This window comes from Sphingomonas sp. OTU376 (assembly GCF_038440415.1).
In the GTDB taxonomy this organism is placed as follows: Bacteria; Pseudomonadota; Alphaproteobacteria; order Sphingomonadales; family Sphingomonadaceae; genus Sphingomonas; species Sphingomonas kyeonggiensis_A.
Genome location: NZ_JASATQ010000013.1, coordinates 57,317 through 76,912 on the forward strand (window position 1 = coordinate 57,317; position 19,596 = coordinate 76,912).

At 66.2% G+C, this 19,596-nt stretch carries 6 protein-coding genes; 4 read left to right on the forward strand and 2 right to left on the reverse strand.

What is annotated here, in order from left to right:
* Positions 1 to 12: 12 nt before the first annotated feature.
* Positions 13 to 16,863, reverse strand: a complete 16,851-nt coding sequence (locus AAHM44_RS07985) for a right-handed parallel beta-helix repeat-containing protein (RefSeq protein WP_342249616.1) — start codon at positions 16,861 to 16,863, stop codon at positions 13 to 15.
* Positions 16,864 to 17,135: 272 nt separating this feature from the next.
* On the opposite strand from AAHM44_RS07985, the gene AAHM44_RS07990 reads away from it, so the two are divergent.
* The 4 genes from AAHM44_RS07990 to AAHM44_RS08005 are packed head-to-tail and all read left to right on the forward strand — an operon-like array spanning position 17,136 to position 19,222.
* Positions 17,136 to 17,621, forward strand: a complete 486-nt coding sequence (locus AAHM44_RS07990) for a phage tail protein (protein ID WP_269575624.1) — start codon at positions 17,136 to 17,138, stop codon at positions 17,619 to 17,621.
* Positions 17,622 to 17,631: 10 nt separating this feature from the next.
* Complete coding sequence (locus tag AAHM44_RS07995; RefSeq protein ID WP_269575625.1) at positions 17,632 to 18,150, forward strand: phage tail protein; 519 nt, start codon at positions 17,632 to 17,634, stop codon at positions 18,148 to 18,150.
* Between the two features lie 12 nt (positions 18,151 to 18,162).
* Complete coding sequence (locus AAHM44_RS08000; protein WP_342249617.1) at positions 18,163 to 18,690, forward strand: phage tail protein; 528 nt, start codon at positions 18,163 to 18,165, stop codon at positions 18,688 to 18,690.
* Positions 18,691 to 18,706: 16 nt separating this feature from the next.
* Positions 18,707 to 19,222, forward strand: coding sequence for a GNAT family N-acetyltransferase (locus AAHM44_RS08005; protein WP_269575627.1), 516 nt, complete (start codon positions 18,707 to 18,709; stop codon positions 19,220 to 19,222).
* Here AAHM44_RS08005 and AAHM44_RS08010 read toward each other — a convergent pair.
* Complete coding sequence (locus tag AAHM44_RS08010; RefSeq protein WP_269575628.1) at positions 19,219 to 19,533, reverse strand: DUF6916 family protein; 315 nt, start codon at positions 19,531 to 19,533, stop codon at positions 19,219 to 19,221. The genes AAHM44_RS08005 and AAHM44_RS08010 overlap by 4 nt on opposite strands.
* Positions 19,534 to 19,596 lie beyond the last annotated feature (63 nt).

The window sequence follows — 19,596 nt, forward strand, 5'->3', positions numbered from 1 at the left end:
GCTCTTTCCTTATCAGGGCAGCGGCACCGAGGCCGGCGGCTGGGTCGGCGCCGGCTGGCCATAGTTGAACGTGCCGGTGCCGATGCTGATCTTGGTCGTGTCGTTGAAGCCGTTGGCGTCATCGAGCTCGCTGGCGATCGCGCTGGCGGTCGCCTGACCCTGGGTAACGTTGATCGTGCCACCACCGCTGGCGGAGAGGCGCAGATACTGGCCGTTGCCCGCCTGGCCTGCGATGCCCGAGAAGCTGTTGCCCGAGACGCTGACATTCACCGTCGGGAAGCCACCGGTATTCTGGTTGTTGTTGATCACGAGCCCGCGGCTGCCGTTGATGTTGCGGATCGTGTTGTTGAGGATGGTGACGTTGGTGGTGAGGTTGCCCGTCGCCTGACCGACCAGGCCGACATTGACCACGATGCCCTGCGAAGTCTGGATCTGCTGGATCGTGTTGCCGCTGATCAGATAGTTGGCGTTCACGCCGCCTTCGTTGCTGATGCTGATGCCCGCACCGACATTCGAGCCCGAATTGGTCACGGCGTTGTTGCCGATGATGTTGTTGGTGATCCGGCCGTTGACCGTCCGGGTGAACGGCGCGTTGCCGTTCTGGAAGTCGTTGATCGCAGTCGAACGCGTGCCGACGAAATTGTTGTTGTCGATATTGTAGGTCAGCGTCGTCGAGCCCGGGCCGGTCGAGACGTTGATGCCGTTATTGGTGTTGGTGAAGAACGAACCACTCACCTGCACGGTCATGCTGGTGCCGGTGCTGTCGGCGAACAGGCCGCTGCCGACGATCGTGGTCGGCGGGCTCGCCGCGTTCCAGTTGCCGGTGAAGTTGCTGCCCGAGACACTGATCCCCATCGCCGACGTTCCCGTGCCGAGGAAGTTGAAGATGTTGCCGTGCGGGCTGGTGCCGTTGCCGTTGATGCCGACGCCGTTCGACGCGAAGGTCGAGTTGACCACCTGGAAGTTGGTCAGCGTGCCGGTCGAGTTGGTGATCTGCACCTCGAACTCGTTGTTGTTCTGGATCGTCGAGTTGAAGATGCCGGTCGGCCGCGCACCGTTCGAAGCGGTGCCGGTCAGTTCGGTGATGTTGATGCCCGATTCATCGGTGCCGGCATCGTTGCCATTGCCGCTGATCAGCATGTTGTCGATCAGGAAGCCGTTGACGTTCGAGCCGCCGATGCCGTCACCCAGATTGTTGGTGACGTTCATATAGGCGAGGCGGACATTCTCGGTGCTGGTCAGGCTGATGCCCTCGCCGATCGAGTTCTGGATCGTGCCGCCCGAGCCTGCCGCGCCGGTGCCGGTGACGTTGATGCCGCCCGACGAGCCGGTGTTGTTGAGGATGATGCCGCTCAAGGCGCCGTTCGACGAGATGCTCTGGAAGCGCAGGCCCGACGAGCCGATCGTGGTGTTGACGACGTTGAGCGCAGTGCCCGTGGTCGAGGTGATCGTGTTGCCGCTACCCGCCGTGGTGACGGTGCCGCCGCCCGTGGCGTTGAAGCCGGTGCCGCTGTTGGTGGTGATCGCCATCCCGCCATTCGGGAAGCTGATCGTGCCGCCGGTGTTGTTGAGCAGGTTCAAGGCGGTGTTCGCGCCGGTGCTCAGCGTCGTGTTGCCCAGGAAGCTGATCGTGCCCGAATTGACGTTCTGGACGACGATGCCGTTGTTGAGCCCGCCGGTGGCGCTGATGGCGCCCGAGAAGGTGACGTTGCCGGTCTCGTGGTTATCGACCAACACCACGTTGTTACTGGTGGTCTTGGTGATCGACGAGGCGATGCTGATCCCGCCCGTGCCGTTCAGGATGTAGACGCCGAAGCCGGTCGGATCGTTGGTGGCGCCGATCGCGCCGGCCGCCAGGTTCACGGTATTGGTAGAGCCGTTGATCTCGACGCCGTTGCCGGCGGTGTTGTTGATCGTGACGCTGCCCGCGGTGAAGGTACCGTTGCCCGCACCGTTGATCTCGATGCCTTCGTCGCCGGTATTGGCGATCGTCACGGTGCCGAGATTGACGTTCATCGTCGATCCGCCGCCGTAGAAGATGCCGTCGGCCGTCACGCCGGTGGTGCCGGCGATCGAGACGGTGGTGGCGTTCAGCGTGCCGGTGCCATCGACATTGCTGATGTTGATCGCGCTGCCGTTGGTCGAACCGGTGCTGGTCAGCGAGTCGAAGACGAGGCCGAGCGAGCCGACACTGCCGTTGACCAGGTTGAGGATCTGGCCGGTCGCGGTCTGGATCGAGTTGCCGGTGCTGTAGACGATCAGGCTGCCACCGCCGGTGAAGTCGATACCGTTGCCGGTGCCCGACGCGGTGATGTCGACGCCATTGCCGCCCGCCGCCGAGGAGAAGGTGATGTTGGTGCCAGTGTTGCTGGCCAGCGTGACCGCATTGACGTTCGCCACGGTGTTGAGCGTGATGCTCTGGCCGTAGAAGTTGATCGAGCCGCCGCTATTGTTGGCGATGTTGATGCCCTGCGAATTGTCGGTGAGATTACCCGACACAGTGATGGCGCCGCCGGTGATGTTGGTCACTTCGACCGAGCGGGCGGTGGTGCCGCTTGTGGCAACGCTGCCGGCATAGTCGAGCGACAGCGTGCCGCCGCTGAAGTCGATGCCGCGGCTGCTGGCCGTGATCGCGCCGCTGTTGATGGTGACGCTACCGGTGAGCGTGCCCGCCGTCCGGGTGACCAGGATGCCGTTGGTGCCCAGCGTGTTGCTGGCGTTCGCAAAGTTCAGGTTCAGCGTCGACGTCACGCCCGCAGTGTTGCTGATGTCGAGGATCGTGCCCGAGCCGGTGGTGATGGTGCTGTTCGGACCCTGCACGTTGATCGTGCCGCCGTTCGCGATGGTGAAGGCGGTGCCGCTGGTCGTGGTGACGCCCAGGCTGCTGCCGACCGAGCTGAACCCGACGGTGCTACCCGCATTGTTGGTCAGCGTGATCGCGTTGTTGGCCTGGGTCGACAGCGTGGTCGTGCCGTTGAAGCTGACCGTGCCGCCACCATTGTTGGTCACGCTCAGGCCCAGCGCATTGGCGCCGCTCGAGGCGATCGTGCTGGTGCTACCGAAGGTCACCGTACCGGCAGCGTGGTTGTCGATGCGGACGGCATAGCCGTTGCTGTCATCGATGCTGCCCGCATAGGTCAGGCCGCTGTTGCTGCTGGTGAGAACGAAGGCGTCGCCCGCAGCGGCATGGGTAATCGCCGTGCCGCTGCCGAAGCTGAAGGTGCCGTCCGCGCCGTTGACGATGTCGATGCCGGCATCGCCACCGTTCAGCGTCGTCGTGCCGGTGAAGTTGTAGGTGCCATCGGCATTGTTGAACTGCAGGCCGGTGCCGTTGGTGGCGCTCAGCGTGCCCGTCTGGAAGGTCAGCGTGCCGCTCGAATGGTTGAGCACATTGACCAGTGCGGCGTTGTTCGCCTGGGTGATGTCGCCGTTGTAGGTGACGGCGGCGGTGCTGCCCGAGACGTTGAACGCCGTGCCCGTCGGGCTGGTGATCGAGGTGCCGGTGCCGAAGTTGAAGGTGCCGCCCGACCCGTTGAGGATGTCGACCCCGGCATCGCCGCCGTGCAGCGTCGTCGTGCCGGTGAAGTTGTAGGTAGCATCGGCATTGTCGAACTGCAGGCCGATGCCGTTGTTGGCATCCAGCGCGCCGGTCTGGAAGGTAACCGTGCCGCCCGAATGATTGAGGAACGAGACCAGCGCCGCGTTGTTCGTCTGGATGATGCTGCCGCTATAGGTGATCGCCGCGGTGCTGCCCGAGACATTGAACGCCGTGCCCGACGGGCTGAGGATCGACGTTCCCGCGCCGAAGCTGAAGGTGCCGCCCGAGCCGTTGAGGATGTCGATGCCCGCATCGCCGCCGGCCAGCGTCGTGGTGCCGGTGAAGTTGTAGGTGCCGTCGGCATTGTCGAACTGCAGGCCGGTGCCGTTCGAAGCGACGATCGTGCCGGCATAGGCCAGCGTGCCAGTGGCGTGGCCGCCGCTGACGCTGAGCGCCGCGTCCGCGCCTGCCTGGCTGATCGAACTGGTGGAGTCGAAGTTGAACGAGCCCGTACCCCCGGCGATGGTCAGGCCCGCACCGTTGGCGACACCGATATCGACATTGGTCGCGTTGATCGTGCCACCCGAAGCACTGAACAGAATGCCCGCCGAAGCGCTGTTGATGTTCACGTTGGTGAGCGTCGTCGTGCCGGTGGTGTTGACCAGGGTCATCGCAGTGCCGGTGGCACCGTTGCTGGTAACGTTGGTAATTACCGTGCCGGCGGCGTTGAAGAACAGATCCGACGGATTGTTCGCGAAGTTGACATGGTCGACCGTGGTGTTGGTCGACGGCGTGATCTCGATGCCGCGCGTCACGAAGTTGCGGATCGTCATATAGTCGATCAGCGTATTGGTCGCACCCGCGCCATTGTCCTTGATGCCGCGGTTCGCGGTCGAAAGGCCGTCGAGGATGAAGCCCGACAGGTGGTTGTTCGAGGCACCCAGGGTGATCACGTTGCTGCCCGCCGCGCTGGTGAGCGTCGCTGCGCCATTGCCGGTGGGATCGGCAATGTTGAAGCTGGTGCCGCCCGACAGCAGGATCGTCGAAGGCACGGTGAGCGTGATGTTGATCGGCGCGCTGCCGGTGCCGGCACCCCCGCCGACGCCGTCTCCGAAGCCGCGGACCTGGAGGTTGGATGCCAGGACGAGCGAGTCATTGCCGTTCGAGCCCGCCGCGCTGATCGCGCTGCCATTGTTGATCAGGACGATCATGTCCTGCGCCGCCGCGATCAGTTCCGCCGCAGCCAGCGTCATCGGATTGTTGCCGTCTGCACCGCTGCCATTGCCGCCGCCGGTCGCGCCGTCCGCATCGACGAAATAGATCTTGTTGAGGCCGAAACCGGCGCCCGGGCTGCCCGAGAAGGCAACGTCGCGGAAGTCGTAGGTGCCGACGGTCGGTGCGTTGGTCGCGTCGATCGCGGTGGTCGCCGAGATGGTCGAGCCCGTGTCGATGCCCGACTCGCCGTCGCCATAGGTGAGCAGCGCGTTGGTCGAGGCATCGAGATAGATGCCCGTGCCGACGCCCGCGATCGAGCTGGAGGCGCCCATCTGGCCGCCCAGCAGGATGCTCGCGCCACCGAGCGTGCCGCGCAGATCGACACCGATGCTGGTGCCCGCGCCGCCGGAATTGGTGACGTCGAAGTCGCCGATGATGATCGGCGCCGAGAGCGTGGCGCCGTTGAGGTCGAGCGCCACCGCGCTGTTGCTGTTCAGGCCGATATCGAGATCGGTGATCGACAGACCGGTCCCGAGGATGCCGGTGACGTCGATGCCGCGCGAAGTGATGCCCTGCAGGTTGACCGTGCCGAGGCTGATCGCCGGCGCGACCGTGCTGACGCCGTTGAGCAGGATGCCGGTCGTCGCGCCATTGGCGCTAACGCTGCCGAAGGTGAAGCCATTGGTACCGATGGTCACGTTCTGCAAGCTGAGCGCCGTGCCAGTACCGGTGGTGCTGATCGAGTTGCCGACGCCGCGCACGATGACCGTGCCGCCCGAGCCGGCGCTGAAGCCCGTACCAGTGCTGACGATGTCGAGGCCGTTGCCGCCCGCCGTCGGATTGAAGTCGATCGTGCCGCCGCTGTTGCCGGCCATCGAGACGCCGAAGGCGGTGGCGTTCAACGCAAGCGTCTGGCCGGTGAAGGTGATCAGGCCCGAATTGACGTTGGTGACCGAGATGCCGCCCACGGTCGATGCCATGTCGCCACTGAAGGTGACGGTGCCGATCTCATGATCGACGATCTGGACCATATTGGTGCCGACAAGCGTCGAGCCCACCGAAACGTCCGCGGTGCCGCCAGTGAGCGAAACCGCATAATTGGCCGCGCCGGTGGCGGTGATCGAGCCGGTGCCCAGGGTGACCGGGCCGGTCGAGCCGGCGATGACTACGGTGCTGCCATTCGCACCGGCCAGATTCATCGTGCCGAAGGTCACCGCCGAATTGCTGTTGAGCAGTTCGATGGCGTTGCTGCCCGCCAGGCCGATCGTGGTGTTGCCGAAGGTGATCGCCGCGGTGCCGGTGCTCACCTTGATGCCGTCATTGGCGGCGCCGCTGGTGCCATTGGCGATGCTGACCGTGCCGCCGTTGAAGGCCGCGCCGCTGAGTCCGCTCAGCAGGATGCCGTTGTTGGCGACCGTGCCGGTGGCGGTGAGCGCATCGAAGGTGATGCCGCCCGAGCCGCTGGTCACACCGCTCAGGCCAAGGATCTGGCCCGTGGCGGTGGTGATCGTGTTGCCCGAACCGAGGACGGAAACCGTGCCGGCGGTCGCGCTGAAGCCGGTGCCGCTGGTGGTGGTGATGCCGAGCCCGCCGCCGAGCAGCGACAGCGTGCCGGTGCCGACCATGCTGAACGCGGTGTTGGCGCCCGTGCTGAACGTCTTGCTCGCGTTCAGGAAGCTGACATTGCCGGTGCTCGTCGCGTTGATGTTAACGCCCGCGCCGCCGTTGTGGCTCACGGCGCCGGAGATGGTGTAGATGCCGCCGGCGCCGGAGAAGCTGAACGCGGTCCCGGCCGTGGTCGAGGTGATCGCACCCGATAGCGTGGCCAGCATGCTGCTGCTGAACACGGACAGCACCGAGCCGGCGCCCGCATTGATCGTGCCGCCGTAGTTCAGCGTGCCGCCGGAGCTGCCAGTGATGCCGATCGCCGCCACGGTCGAGCTGGTGCTGGCACCGATCGAAGCGGTCCCGCCGCTCGCGCTGGTCGCGACGTTGACCGTGCCACTGGTCATGCCGTTGAGGCGGATGCCGTTCGAGGCGCCGTCGATCGTCAGCGTGGAGCCCGCCACATTGGCGATGTTGACCGTGCCGACCGCACCGTTCAGGTCGAAGCCGACTCCCGTGGTATCGAGATCGAGCGTGCCCGTGAAGTTGACGCCGCCGGTCCCGCTCAGGCTTTGCAACAGAACGCCGGTGCTACCGCCGCCAATGTTGAGCCCGCCGATGTTGAGCGCGCCGTTGAGCGCGGTCCCGCTCGCCAGCACGGCTTGCACCGCAGCGGGCGCAGCAGTGATATTGCTGAACGAAACACCTGCATTGGCGACCGTCACGTTGCCCAGCGCCAGCGCCGTGGCATCGCCGGTGGTGATGGTGTTGCCGGTGCCAGTGATGCTGAGCGTGCCACCACCCGTGGCAAAGAAGCCCCTGCCGGTGGTGGTCGTGATCCCCAGGCCACCGGTGAAGTCGATCGTCGCGCCGGTGTTGTTGGTGAGTGCGACGCCTGCGCCGGTGGTGTTGTTGACCGTGACCGCGCCCTGGAAAAGGGCGTGCATCGGATCGGTCTGGCCGGCGTTGTCGCGGATCGCGATCGCGGTGTTGGTCGCGCCGCTGATATTGACCGCACCGGTGACGGTGAAGCTGCCCTCGACCTGATCGAGCAGGATGCCATAGGCGCCGCCGGTCGAGCCGACCGAGCCGAGCACCATGTTGATCTTCAGCGGATCGAGGTTGATCGCGGTGCCGTTGGTGGTGTCGATCGCCCCGCCGGTGGTGCCGAGGAGGAAGTCGTTCGCCTTGGAATTGGCAACGGTCAGGCCGGTGCCGGCATTGTTGGCGATGTTGAGATCGGTGAAGTTCAGCGTGCCGGTGACGTTGGTCAGGCTGAGGCCATCGCCGGTGATGCGCGAAGCCGTGGTGCCGAGCGTCAGGGCGCCGGCGGACACGGCCTGGAGGCCGGCGGCAACCGTGTTGGAATCGAAGGTCAGGTCGTTGAAGATGAAGCCGCCGGTCTCCGTCGTGTGCACGACATTGAGATTGGCCAGCTCGGTAACCGTGAAGGTACCGGTGCCGCTGCCGTCAAGGTTCAGGATGTTGCCGCCGTTCGCGGCAAGCGTGAGGTTGCTCAGCGCCAGCGTGACATTCGCGGTGTTGTCGTAGATGCGCAGCGCGCCCGCCGCGCCACCCGAGATGGTGCTGTTGCGGATGACGATGGGCGCCGCGGCACCGTTGCCGAGCACGCCCGCGCCAGTGCCCGAATTGGTAATGATGACGCCATCGATCGTGTTGCCGCCACCCAGCGTGACGGTGGCGTTGGCGCCGCTCGCCGTGAGCGTGGGGGCGCCGGAGCCGGCGAAGGGATTCGAGATCAGGCCGGCCTGGACGTCGAACAGCAGCACATTGCCCGGTGCGCCGCCGTCAACCATGAAGCTGTCGGTGTCGCGGAAGCTGAGCAGCGACTGGCCACCCGCGAGATCGAGCGAACCGCCTGCGCCCGCCGTGGCGTCGAGCGTATCGCCGCCGCCGGTCGGGTCGTTGAGCAGCACGATATAGGTCGCGCCCGACGCCTCCGCGCCCGCCAGCGAGCCCGGGTCGGTCAAGGTGCCGATGCCGGTCGCGCCCTCGAGCACGAAATAGGCCGAGACGGACAGATTGGTGGTGTCGCCGGTCAGCTTGACGTCGGCGAAATTGTAGGTGCCGGTGCCGCCGTTGAGGCCGGCAATGACGAGCGGGGTGACCGCGGTGATCGCCGAAGCCGCGCCATTGGCGTCGGTGTTCGAGCCGTCGCCGTAGCGGAAGGTGCCGGTGATCGCCGCATTTGTGAGATCGACGCCGATGTTCACGCCGGTGATCGTGCTGCTGCCGCTGATGATGACGTTGCTGGCAGTCGTGCTGCCGGTCATGTCGATGCCGCGGGTGCCGGTGTTCGAGGCACCGGTGATGTCGAGCGTGGCGAAGGTGACGTTGCCGGTCGCGCCGGTCAGGTTCACCGCCGTGGTGTTCGCCGCGAGGCCGGTGATGTCGACATTGCCGAAGGTGAAGGTGCCGGCCGAGCCGCCCAGGATCGCCAGGCGCGCACCGCCGGAGAGGATCAGGTCGCCGAAGCTGTAGGTGCCGTCCGCATCGAAGAAGGAGATGCCGGTGCCGCCGGTGATGTTGAACGTCGCGCCAGTGAAGTCGATCGTCCCGCCGGAATGCGTCCCGATGTCGACTGCGGCAAGGGCGGCAAGCGACTGGCTGATCTGGCCCGAATAGGTGAGGTTGGCGGTCGAATTGCTGACGAACAGCCCCGCCCCCGCCGCGTTGGTGACGCTGGTGCCCGACCCGAAGGTGAAGGTGCCCGCCGAGCCGTTGGTGATGCCGATCTGTGCGCCGCCGGTCAGCGTTGCGCTGCCGAAGGTATACGTGCCGTCGGCATTGTCGAACAGGATGCCGTCGCCGCCGCTGACATTGAGCGTGGCGCCGCTGAAGTTCAGCGTGCCGGTCGCATGTGCCGCAACGTTCAGCGCCGCGCCCACCGACTGGTTGACCGTGCCGAGATAGGTCACGCCCGCCGTCGAGCTGGCGACGTTGATCGCCGCGCCGCTCGGGTTGGTGATCGTGGTGCCCGCACCGAAGGTGAAGGTGCCGGCCGAGCCGCCCAGGATGTCGATGCCCGCATCGCCACCGTTCAGCGTGGTCGTGCCGTTGAAGGCATAGGTGCCGTCGGCATTGCTGAAGTTCAGCCCAGTGCCGTTGGTAGCACTGAGATTGCTGGTGCCGGTGAAGGTCACCGTACCCGCGGCATGGCCGCTCACGTCGAGCAGCGCAGACGCACCCGTGACGCTGACGCTGCCGGCATAGGTGAAGTCGAGCGGGCCGGTGGTGGTGCCGATCGCGATCGCCGCGCCAGTCGTGCCGCTGATGCTCGAAGCCGCACCGAAAGAGAAGCTGCCGGTCGTCGTTCCGCCGATGGATATGCCGTTGCCAGCGCCGGTGATGGTGAGGTTGGCCACATCCAGCGCGCGGCCGCCGATGCCGGCGCCGGTCACATTGAGCGCGGTGATGCCGTTGCCGGTGCCCGCATGCGTCACGCCGTCCAGCACCAGATCGATGCTCGTGCCGGTCAGCGAGAGCGCTGCGCCGTTGAGCGTATCGATCGTGCCGGCTGCGCTCGTCAGCGTCAGGCCGGTGCCGTTGGTAAGAATCCCGGTGCCGCTCTGGTTGTAGATCGCCAGATCGGTGAAGTTGAGCGCGCCCAGCGCGTTCGATAGATTGACTGCGTTGCCGGTGAGCCGCTGACCGGCAGTGCCGATGAACAGCGAAGCATCGACGGTCTGATAGCCCGCCGTCGCGAGATCGGCGTCGAACGTGGCCCCGTCCAGATAGGCGCCCTGCGAACCGACACCCTGGGTGATCGTGATGTTCGCAAGCTGGGTAATGGTCATGCTGCCGCCACCCACGGCGTACAGCGCCAGCGGGATCGAATTGCCGGTGGTGGTCAGCACGAGGTTGCTCAGCGCCGCGCTGGCAGCGCTGCCGCCGGCGGCCAGCTCGATCGCGCTGTCACCACCGGAGATGATGCTGTTGCGGATCGTGACGTTCGCCGCGCCCGTACCATAGATGCCGGTGCCCGCGCCGGTGATCCGTACCCCGTCGACCAGATTGTTGCCCAGGACACGCACCGTATCCGCGCCACCGCCCTGGGTAGTGGTCAACGTCGGCGCGCCCGATCCCGCGAAGGGATTGGTCACAACGCCCTGTGCAATGTTGTAGAGGACGACATTGGCCGGCGCGCCGCCCGGCAGCGAGATCGTGTCGCCATTGAGGAAGCCGAGCAGCTGCTGGTTGGCGTCGAGGACGAGCGTACCGGTATAGCCCGGATTGTCGCCGTCGGTTACGCCGATCGCATCGATGACGTCGTTGCCGCCGTTCGGGTTGTTGAGCAGGATGATGACATCGCGGTTCGCGGTCACTGCGCCCTGCAGGCTGCCCGGGTTGTTGCGCGAGCCGTCGCCGGTGCCATTCTCCACAACCCAATAGACCGTAGCCGAGGTCGAGAGCGTGCTGGTGTCGCCCGTCAGGTTCACATCGGCGAAATTATAGGTGCCGATCGCCGCGTTCAGGCCGGTGATCGCGATAGGCACGCCGGTGCTGCTGAGGCTGATCGTCGAGCCCGCGCCGTTCGCGTCGGTGTTCGAGCCGTCGCCGAAGCGGAAGGTGCCGGTAATCGCAGCGTTGGTCAGGTTGACGCCGGTGCCGACGCCGGTGATCGCGCTGCTATCGGTGACGAGCAGGTTGCTGGCGAAGGTCGCGCCAGCCAGATCGATGCCGATCGATGCGGAGTCACCGGTGCCCGCGATGTCGAGCGTGGTGAAGCGGACATCGCCCAGGACATTGCGCGCGTCGAGGCCGGTGCCCGCGCCAAGGCCGGTGATGTCGACATTGGCGAACTCGATCGTGCCGCTGCTGCCCGCACCGAGCAGGATGCCGGTGCCTGTCGGGTTGGCGATCGTCGCGGTGTTCATGAAGATCACCTGACCGTCGATGTCGGTCAGTTCGATGCCCGTGGCACTGTTGGCGATCGTGCCGCCAAGCGTCGCGAACCCGCCCGTCAGGCCATTGATGCGCAGGCCCGCACCGGTCGCGCCGGTGATGTTGAAGTTGGCGAGAAGGACAATGCCGGCATTGCTGAGGATCTCGATGCCGTCGCCTGCGGTGCTGGTCGTGGTGACCGAGCCCAGGCTGATCTGCGCGGTGTTGCCGCTCACCGAGACGCCCGCGCCGGCAGTGGTGCCGCCGATGTTGATGCTCGAGAAGCCCAGATTGCCGGTGCCGTCGATATTGGCGAGCGCGACGCCCGAGCCATCCGAATTCTGCACGGTGACGGTGCCGAAGCTGAGGTTGCTGCCAAGCGTGGCGGTATCGATCGCCAGGGCGCGCGCATCGCCGGTCGCGGCAAGGTTCAGCCCCGAGCCCCCCAGCGTCAGCGATCCGCCGCCGACACCGGACAGGTTGAGCACCGCCGCGCCCGTCGTGGAGGTCGAGGAAAGCGTCAGGTTGCTCAGCGTTGCCGAGGCGGCAACACCGCCCGAAAGCAGGCTGATCGCACCGCCGTTGCCTGAAATGATCGAGTTGGTGATCGAGACGTTCGATGCGCCGATACCCGACACGCCGATGCCCATGCCGCCAATGCGCAGGCCATCGAGCGCCGAGCCGCTGGACAGCGTGACCGTCGCGCCCGCGCCGGTATTGGTGAGCAGCGCTGCGCCCGAGCCCAGATAGGGATTGGTGACGATGCCCGGCGTGATGCCGTAGAGGAACAGGTTCGCCGGCGTGCCGCCGCCCACCGCCTGGGTATCGCCGTTGAGGAAGCCGACCAGGTGCTGGTTGGCGCCGAGCGTCAGCGTGCCGAGGCCGGCGACGTCGAGCACGTCCTGCCCGCCCGTCGGGTTGTTGAGCAGCACGATATAGTTCGCGCCCGAAGCCGCGGCCGCCGCCAGGCTGCCCGGATCGGTCTTGGTGCCCGCGCCGGTGCGGCCCTGCTCGACGAAGAAGACGGTGACCGGGTTGATCGCCAGGCTGGTGATGTCGCCGACCAGATTGACGTCGGAGAAATTGTAGCTGCCGACGGTCTGGTTGAGGCCGCCGATCGCGATCGGCGTGATCGCGTTGATCGTCGAGGCAGCGCCATCCGCGTCGGTGTTGGAGCCGTCGCCATAGCGGAAGCTGCCGGTGATCGCGGCATTGGTGAGGTCCACGCCGGTGCCGACGCCGGTGATCGTGCTGCTGTTGGTAACGGTGAAGCTGCCGGCGAAGGTCGCGCCGGTCAGGTCGATGCCGCGCGTGCCGGTGGTGGACGCACCGGTGATGTCGAGCGTGGCGAAGGTTACGGTGCCGCCGCTGCTGCGCGCGTCGACGCCGGTCTGGTTCGCGCCCAGCCCGGTGATGTCGGTGTCGCCGAAGCTGATCGTGCCGGTGCTGCCCGCACCCAGCTCGACGCCCGTGCTGTTCGCGATGGTGGTGGCGCCGAAGTTCAGCGTGCCACCCACCCCGTTGACCAGGATGCCGACGCCGGTGCTGTTCGCGATGCTCGTCGCGCCGACCGTCAGACTGCCCGAGAGGTTGGAGACTTCGAAGCCGTCAGCGGCGCCGGTGATCGACGCGCTGGCAATATTGACGTTGCCGGTGGTGTTCGAGACACGGATGCCCGAACCACCGGCGTTGTTGGACGCCACCGCGCCGATCGAGACATTGCCGCTGTTGCCGGTGACGCGCACGCCATCGGAGCCGGTGTTAGACACCGAGACCGCACCGAGCGTGACGTTGCCGGTGTTGCCCGACACGACGACGCCGATGCCGGCGGTGTTCGTCGCGGTCACCGCGCCGATGTTCACCGTCGCCGCGTTGTTCGCGACACCAAGGCCGACACCCGCGGTGGCGCCGCTCACGGCAACGTTGCCGATGCTCAGCGTGCTGCCAGCCACCTGCGTGACCTGCACTGCAGCGAGACCGCCGGCCGCCCCGGTGCTCACCGAGCCGACGCTGAGCGTGCCGACCGTCACGTCATTGGCGACGAGACCCTGCGCCGAGCCCGTGCCGGCGATGTTGATGCCGGTACCCGACACGTTGAGCGTCCCCGCCCCCGCGCCGCTCAGGTTCAGCACCGTGCCGCCGCTTGCCGACAGGTTGAGGTTGGTGAGCGTGGCCGAGGCGGCGGTACCGCCGTCGATCAGGCTGATCGCGCCGCCATTGCCCGAAACGGTCGAATTGCGGATGATGACATTGGAAACGCCCGAACCGACGATGCCCACGCCGAGCCCGTCATTATGGATGATCACGCCGTCGACACGGCTGTCATTCGCCAGGTTGAGCGTCGAAGTGCCGGTGGTGCTGGTCAGGATCGCCGCGCCCGAGCCGGCATAGGTGTTCGCGATGCCCGTCGGCCCGAGGTTCGAGACGATCAGGTTCGCCGGCACGGTGGCGCCGGTCACCGCGAAGAAATCGGTATTGAGGAAGCTGACCAGCGACTGGCCAGCCGTCAGGTTCAGCGCGCCACCGACCAGGACCGAGGTGTCGATGACGTCCTGCCCGCCATTCGGGTTGTTGAGCAGCACGATATACTGCGCGCCCGAAGCCGCGGCGCCGGCAATGCTGCCCGGATCGTTCGCCGTGCCCGCGCCGGTCGCGCCGGCGAGGACGTAATAGGCGGTGAAGCTGCCGCCGGTGATGTTGTTGGTGTTGCCGTCGAGCTGGACGTCGGCGAAATCATAGATGCCGTGCGTCGCGTTCATGCCCGCGACGACGATCACGGTGTTGGCGGTGATCCGGCTTTCCAGGCCATCGGCGGCATTGGCGTCGCCGAAGCGGAAGCTGCCGGTGATGTTCGCGTTGGTCAGGTTCACGCCGATATCGACGCCCTGGATCACGCTCGGATTGGTGATGGTTACCGCGCCGGCATTGGTCGCGCCGGTCAGGTCGATGCCGGTCGAGCCGGCGGCACCGGTTCCCGTGATGTCGAGCGTGCCGAAAGTGACGTTGCCCTGCGTGCCGGTCAGGTTCAGACCGGTGGCGGCGCCGAGGCCGGTGATGTCGACATCGCCGAAGGTCACCCCGCCCGGCACGCTGCCGATCACGATGCCAGTGCCCGTCGGATTGGCGATGGCGAGCAGGCCCGAGAAGGTCGTGCTGCCGGCCAGGTTGTTCAGCGAAAGCGCGGGCGAAGCCGAACCGGTGATGGTGGTCGCGCCGGTGAAGGTCACGCTGGAGCCGGCGAGCGAGCCGTTGATCGTGATCGGTCCGGCGCCGCTGATCGCGCCGGTGAAGCGGATCGCGCCGCCGACGTTGAACAGCGAGACGAGCGGGCCTGCGCCCGCATCGGTGATGGCCGCGCCGAAGTTGAGCCCGATCGTGCCGCCGCTGCCGGCCACGCCGGACTGACCGACCTGCACCGAGGCGCCGCCGCTGTTGGTGATCGTGCCGCCGCCGATCGTCACCAGGCCGGTCGAGCCGCCGGTGATGTAGAGGCCCTGCTGGCCGCTGTTGGTGATGGTCAGCGTGCCGATGGTCAGCGCGTTGCCGCCGGTGCCCGAGCCCTGGACGTTGCTCAGGATGATGCCCGCGCCCGCCGCGCCGATCGAGCGCACGGACGAGAAGGTCAGGTCGATGAACAGCGGGTCGAGGTTGAGTGCGGTGCCGGCCGTGGTGTCGACCGTGCCCGCGGCGTTGGTCAGCGTGAAGGTGCCGGACTTGGTGTTGGCAACCGTCAGGCCGGTCCCGCCATTGTTGGCGATGTTGAGGCTGGTGAAGCTGAGCGCGCCGTCGACTTCGGTCAGCGTGACGCCGGCGCCGCCGACGCGCGCGGTGGTGGTGCCCACCTGCATGGCACCGGCATTGACTGCCTGGACGCCCGCCGCGGTGCTGGAATCGAACGTGACATAGCGCGCCGCGAAGCCGCCGGTCTCGCCATTGCCGCCGGCGATGTTGATGCCGGAGAGCCCGGCCACCGTGACGGTGCCCGCCCCCGAGCCGTCGATGTCGAGCACCGTGCCGCCGGTCGCGGACAGGGTCAGGCTCGACAGGGTGGTCGTCAGGTTGCCGCCGGCATCGTTGATGTCGATCGCGCCCGCGCCGCCGCCGATGGTCGAGTTGCGCAGGGTGACGTTGCTGCCGCCGTTGACGACCACGCCCGCCCCGGCCCCGCCACGGATGGTGATGCCGTCGATCACCACCGCGCCGGTGGTGTTGTTGAGAGTGAGGCCGGCCGCGCCGGTGTTCTCGATGGTCACGCGCTCGAGCGCGAAGCCGCCGACTCCGTTCGCGAGAATGCCCGAGCCGCTGCCGCGGACGGTGACGTCGCGCACCACCGAGCCCTGGCCGAGCGTCACCGCCGCGCCGCCGGCGTTGCTGCCGACGATCACGCCGTTGGTGCCGCCGAAGTTGAAGGCGCTGACCGAGCCGTCCGAATGGCGCACGCTGACGCTGCTGGCGCCGCCCACGAGATACTGGTTGGTCGCGAGCGTGACGCCGGTGCTGGCGATGTTGCCGGCATTGCCGAGTGCGACGACGATGCCGTTCGCGCCCGCCCGCGTTACCGCGTCGCTCAGCGTGGTGGTGGCGGCGCTGGTACCCGCTGCACCGGCCGTGCCCGAGCCGCTGGTGAAATAGACGCCGCCGAACGCCACGCCGGTGCGCGCATCGACTGCGAAGTTGGTGCTGGTGAGATCGGTGTAGCGCGTACCCGACGGCGTCACATAGTCGCGACGCAGCCGCTCGCCCATCTGGCGATCGAGGCCGCTGTTGCCAGCGCTGCGGTCACGCGAACCGCGCCCGAGCGGAATCGACAGCCGCACGGTGCCGCGCGCCTGGGTGCCCCAGCGATTGTCGTTCTGCAGCTCGGCGCCCAGCGAGAAGCGGCCTCCGGTTCCCAGCGGATCCTCGATGCCGAGCTCGAGCCCGCCGCGGATGCCACGATAGGCCTTGCTCGCCGCGTCGGCGCGATAGTCGAAGCCGGCGCCGGAAGCGCGCACGCTGAGCTGCTTGCCGAGCGGCAGCGTCGCGCCGATCTCGGCATTGGCGCCGGCAAGCGGCACTTCCTCGAGCCGCCAGCCGCTCTTGCGCTCGATCAGACGATTGTTCTCGATCGAGAGCACACCTGCCGGGCTGGCATTGGGATCGACATAGCCGATCGTCCGCCGACGATTGACCGGCAGGCGATAATTGACGTGCAGGTCGAACACCGAGGTGAAGCCCTCGAGCCCGAACGACACCGCGGTCTGGTCACGCGAAGTGATGTCGGTCTTGTAGAAGTCGACGCCGGCATTGACGCCGATCGCCACATCCTCGCCGATCTTGCCGCGCCCGCCGATCGTGACCGATCCGTTGCGGTCATAGCGCTCGTCGGTGCCGATCCGGCCGGCGACGAACAGCAGGTTCGAGTCGTTCTGCGCAACCGGCGTGAAGAGCTCGAACGAGACCTGGCTGCTGCCATCAGCGGCACGGGCATCGACTTCCGCCCGCGGCTGCCAATTGGGGGTCTTGTCCTGCGCCTGCGCTTGCGCGCCAGGTGCCCAGGCCAGCGCTACACCACTAAGGCAAGTGGACAGCAGCAGGCGGCCACGGTTCAGCTTCTGCACGGACAATCTCCCCCGATCGGCGTGCAAACCCTGACATCGGCGTTCGTGCCAATGACTCGACGGATGGATTGTGACGCCTGGTTAACGGCTACCACCCCAGGCTTCAGGTCTCAAGCTATCTAATACGTAGTGTTCCGGAAGACATCGCGTCATTGCGGGGCAGTGCCGCACCAAGCCCTATGGTCAGGCTCTTTCGTTTCGGTTAGGTCTTGATCCGGGATGTTCGGGGGAGACTAGCGTTGGCAGAACCATTTTTGTCGGAAATCCGGCTGATGTCATTTGTCTTCGCGCCCAAGAACTGGGCGCTGTGCAATGGCCAGTTCCTGCCGATCAACCAGAACCAGGCGCTGTTCTCGCTGCTGGGCACCACCTATGGCGGCAACGGCCAGACCACCTTCGCCCTGCCCGACCTGCGCGGGCGCGTGCCGATCCATGTCGGCAACGGCCACTTCCTGGGCGATCGCGCCGGTGAGGAGGCGCACACGCTGAGCATCAGCGAGATACCCACCCACGTGCACTTTCTCCAGGCGTCGAACGCCAACGGCAATGCGGTGAACCCCAATTTCGGCGGCACCGGCTATGTACTCTCGGCCGAGCCGGGCAACGCCTATTCGACGGGCTTCACGCCGAGTGCGGTCGCGCTGAACGCCGCCACAGTCGCCAATAACGGCGGCAGCCAAGCGCACCTGAACATGCAGCCGTTCCTGACGCTGAGCTACTGCATCGCCCTTGCGGGCATCTTCCCGTCCCCGAACTGAGGAAAGCTCCATGGCACAGCCTTATGTCGGCGAGCTTCGCATCTTCGCCGGAAACTTCGCCCCCGCGGGATGGATGTTCTGCGAAGGACAGCTCATCCCGATCTCCGAGAACGAGACGCTGTTCAACCTTATCGGCACCACCTATGGCGGCGATGGCCAGAGCACCTTCGCCCTGCCCGACCTGCGCGGACGCCTGGCGATCCACCAGGGCACCGGCAGCAGCGGCACGAATTACACGCTGGCCGAGACCGGCGGCGCCGAGGAAGTGACGCTATCGATCAACCAGATTCCCGCGCACAGCCATCCTTTGCTGGGTGCATCCGGCAACGGCACGCAGGCCAATCCGAAGAATAACGTCCTCGCCAGCTCGACGCTGGTGAAGCTTTATTCGGGTGAGGCTGCGGACACGGCGATGTCCGCCACTTCGATCACCTCGATCGGCGGCAGCCAGCCGCACACCAATTTCCAGCCGTATCTCTGCCTGAACTACATCATCTCGCTGTTCGGCATCTTCCCGAGCCAGAACTGAGAGGAACGCACCATGGCCGATCCCTTTGTCGCCGAGATCCGTATCTTCCCGTTCAACTTCGCGCCCAGGGGTTGGGCGTGGTGCGACGGGCAGTTGCTGCCGCTCTCACAGAACACCGCACTTTTCTCGCTGCTGGGCACCACCTATGGCGGCAACGGCAAGAGCACTTTCGCGCTCCCGGACATGCAGGGCCGCGCGCCGATGCATCCGGGACAAGGCCCCGGCCTGTCCTTGCACGATCTGGGCGAGATCAGCGGCACCGAAACGGTGACCCTGCTCGAGTCGGAAATCCCGAACCATACGCATACGCTGCGCGCTTCGGTTGAGGATGCCACCCAGGGGACGCTTGCGAACGGCGTTTCGCTTTCCACCAGCACCGGCGGTTCGCTCTACCAGACCACGACCAACACCAACCTGGTCACCATGTCGCCGCAGGCGCTCTCGTCGGCCGGTGGCAGCGCTCCGCACAACAATATGCAGCCCTATCTGACCTTCTATTTCTGCATTGCGATGCAGGGCGTGTTCCCGCCCCGCTCCTGACCGTATACGCGCGATCATGCCCCCGCCCCTCCACGCCGCCGCGCGCTTCGACCTGTCGTATCGGCCGTTCGTGGAGGGCGATTTCGGCTTTGTCGAAGCACTCTACTTCTCCACGCGGGAAGAAGAGCTGGCGCTGAGCGACTGGCCGGCGGAACAGAAGCGCGCGTTCCTGACCCAGCAGCACAGCGCCCAGCACCATCATTACGTTACCTATTATCCCAACGCCGAGCGGCTGATCCTCGAGCGGAATGGTGCGGCGATCGGCAGGCTCTATGTCGATGCGTGGACACACGAACTGCGCATCGTCGACATTTCGCTGATGCCCGCGGCGCGCGGTCAGGGCCTGGGCGAGGCGATATTGCGCGACCTGATCGAATGGGCCGCCGGCCAGGGCAAGGGCGTCTCGATCCATGTCGAGAAATTCAATCCCGCGCGGCGCCTCTATCAGCGTCTCGGCTTCGTCGTCACCGAGGACAAGGGCATTTACGAGCTGATGGAGCTCGGCACGCCGCGTGCCTCCGAACCGGCTTAGAAGAAGACTGCCTCGTACCGGATGCCGCCCGCCGGATCGAACCCGATCGGCACGATGAAGATGTCGTGCATCGCATCCCCGACCGGGAAGGCGTAGATCGCCTGGGGGAGTCGCGGTTCGGACGGTCCGAGGAACTCCAGACGGAAACCGCCCTCTTCGCGCGCCGCCTGGGGCAGTTCCTGCACCTTTGCGAGTGCGAGCCGCTGCGCACCGACTTCGGTTTCGATGACGAAAGCCTCGCCGACCCGGTCCGCGAAATCAGCCAGCGTGAGCGGCGCGGAGGTCCCCGGCGAAGCGGCATCGAACGTCATGTCGTCAATCCTCCCAGGCCGCATGCGCGCGACATTCCCGCTATAGGCAGGCCATGCCGGTCT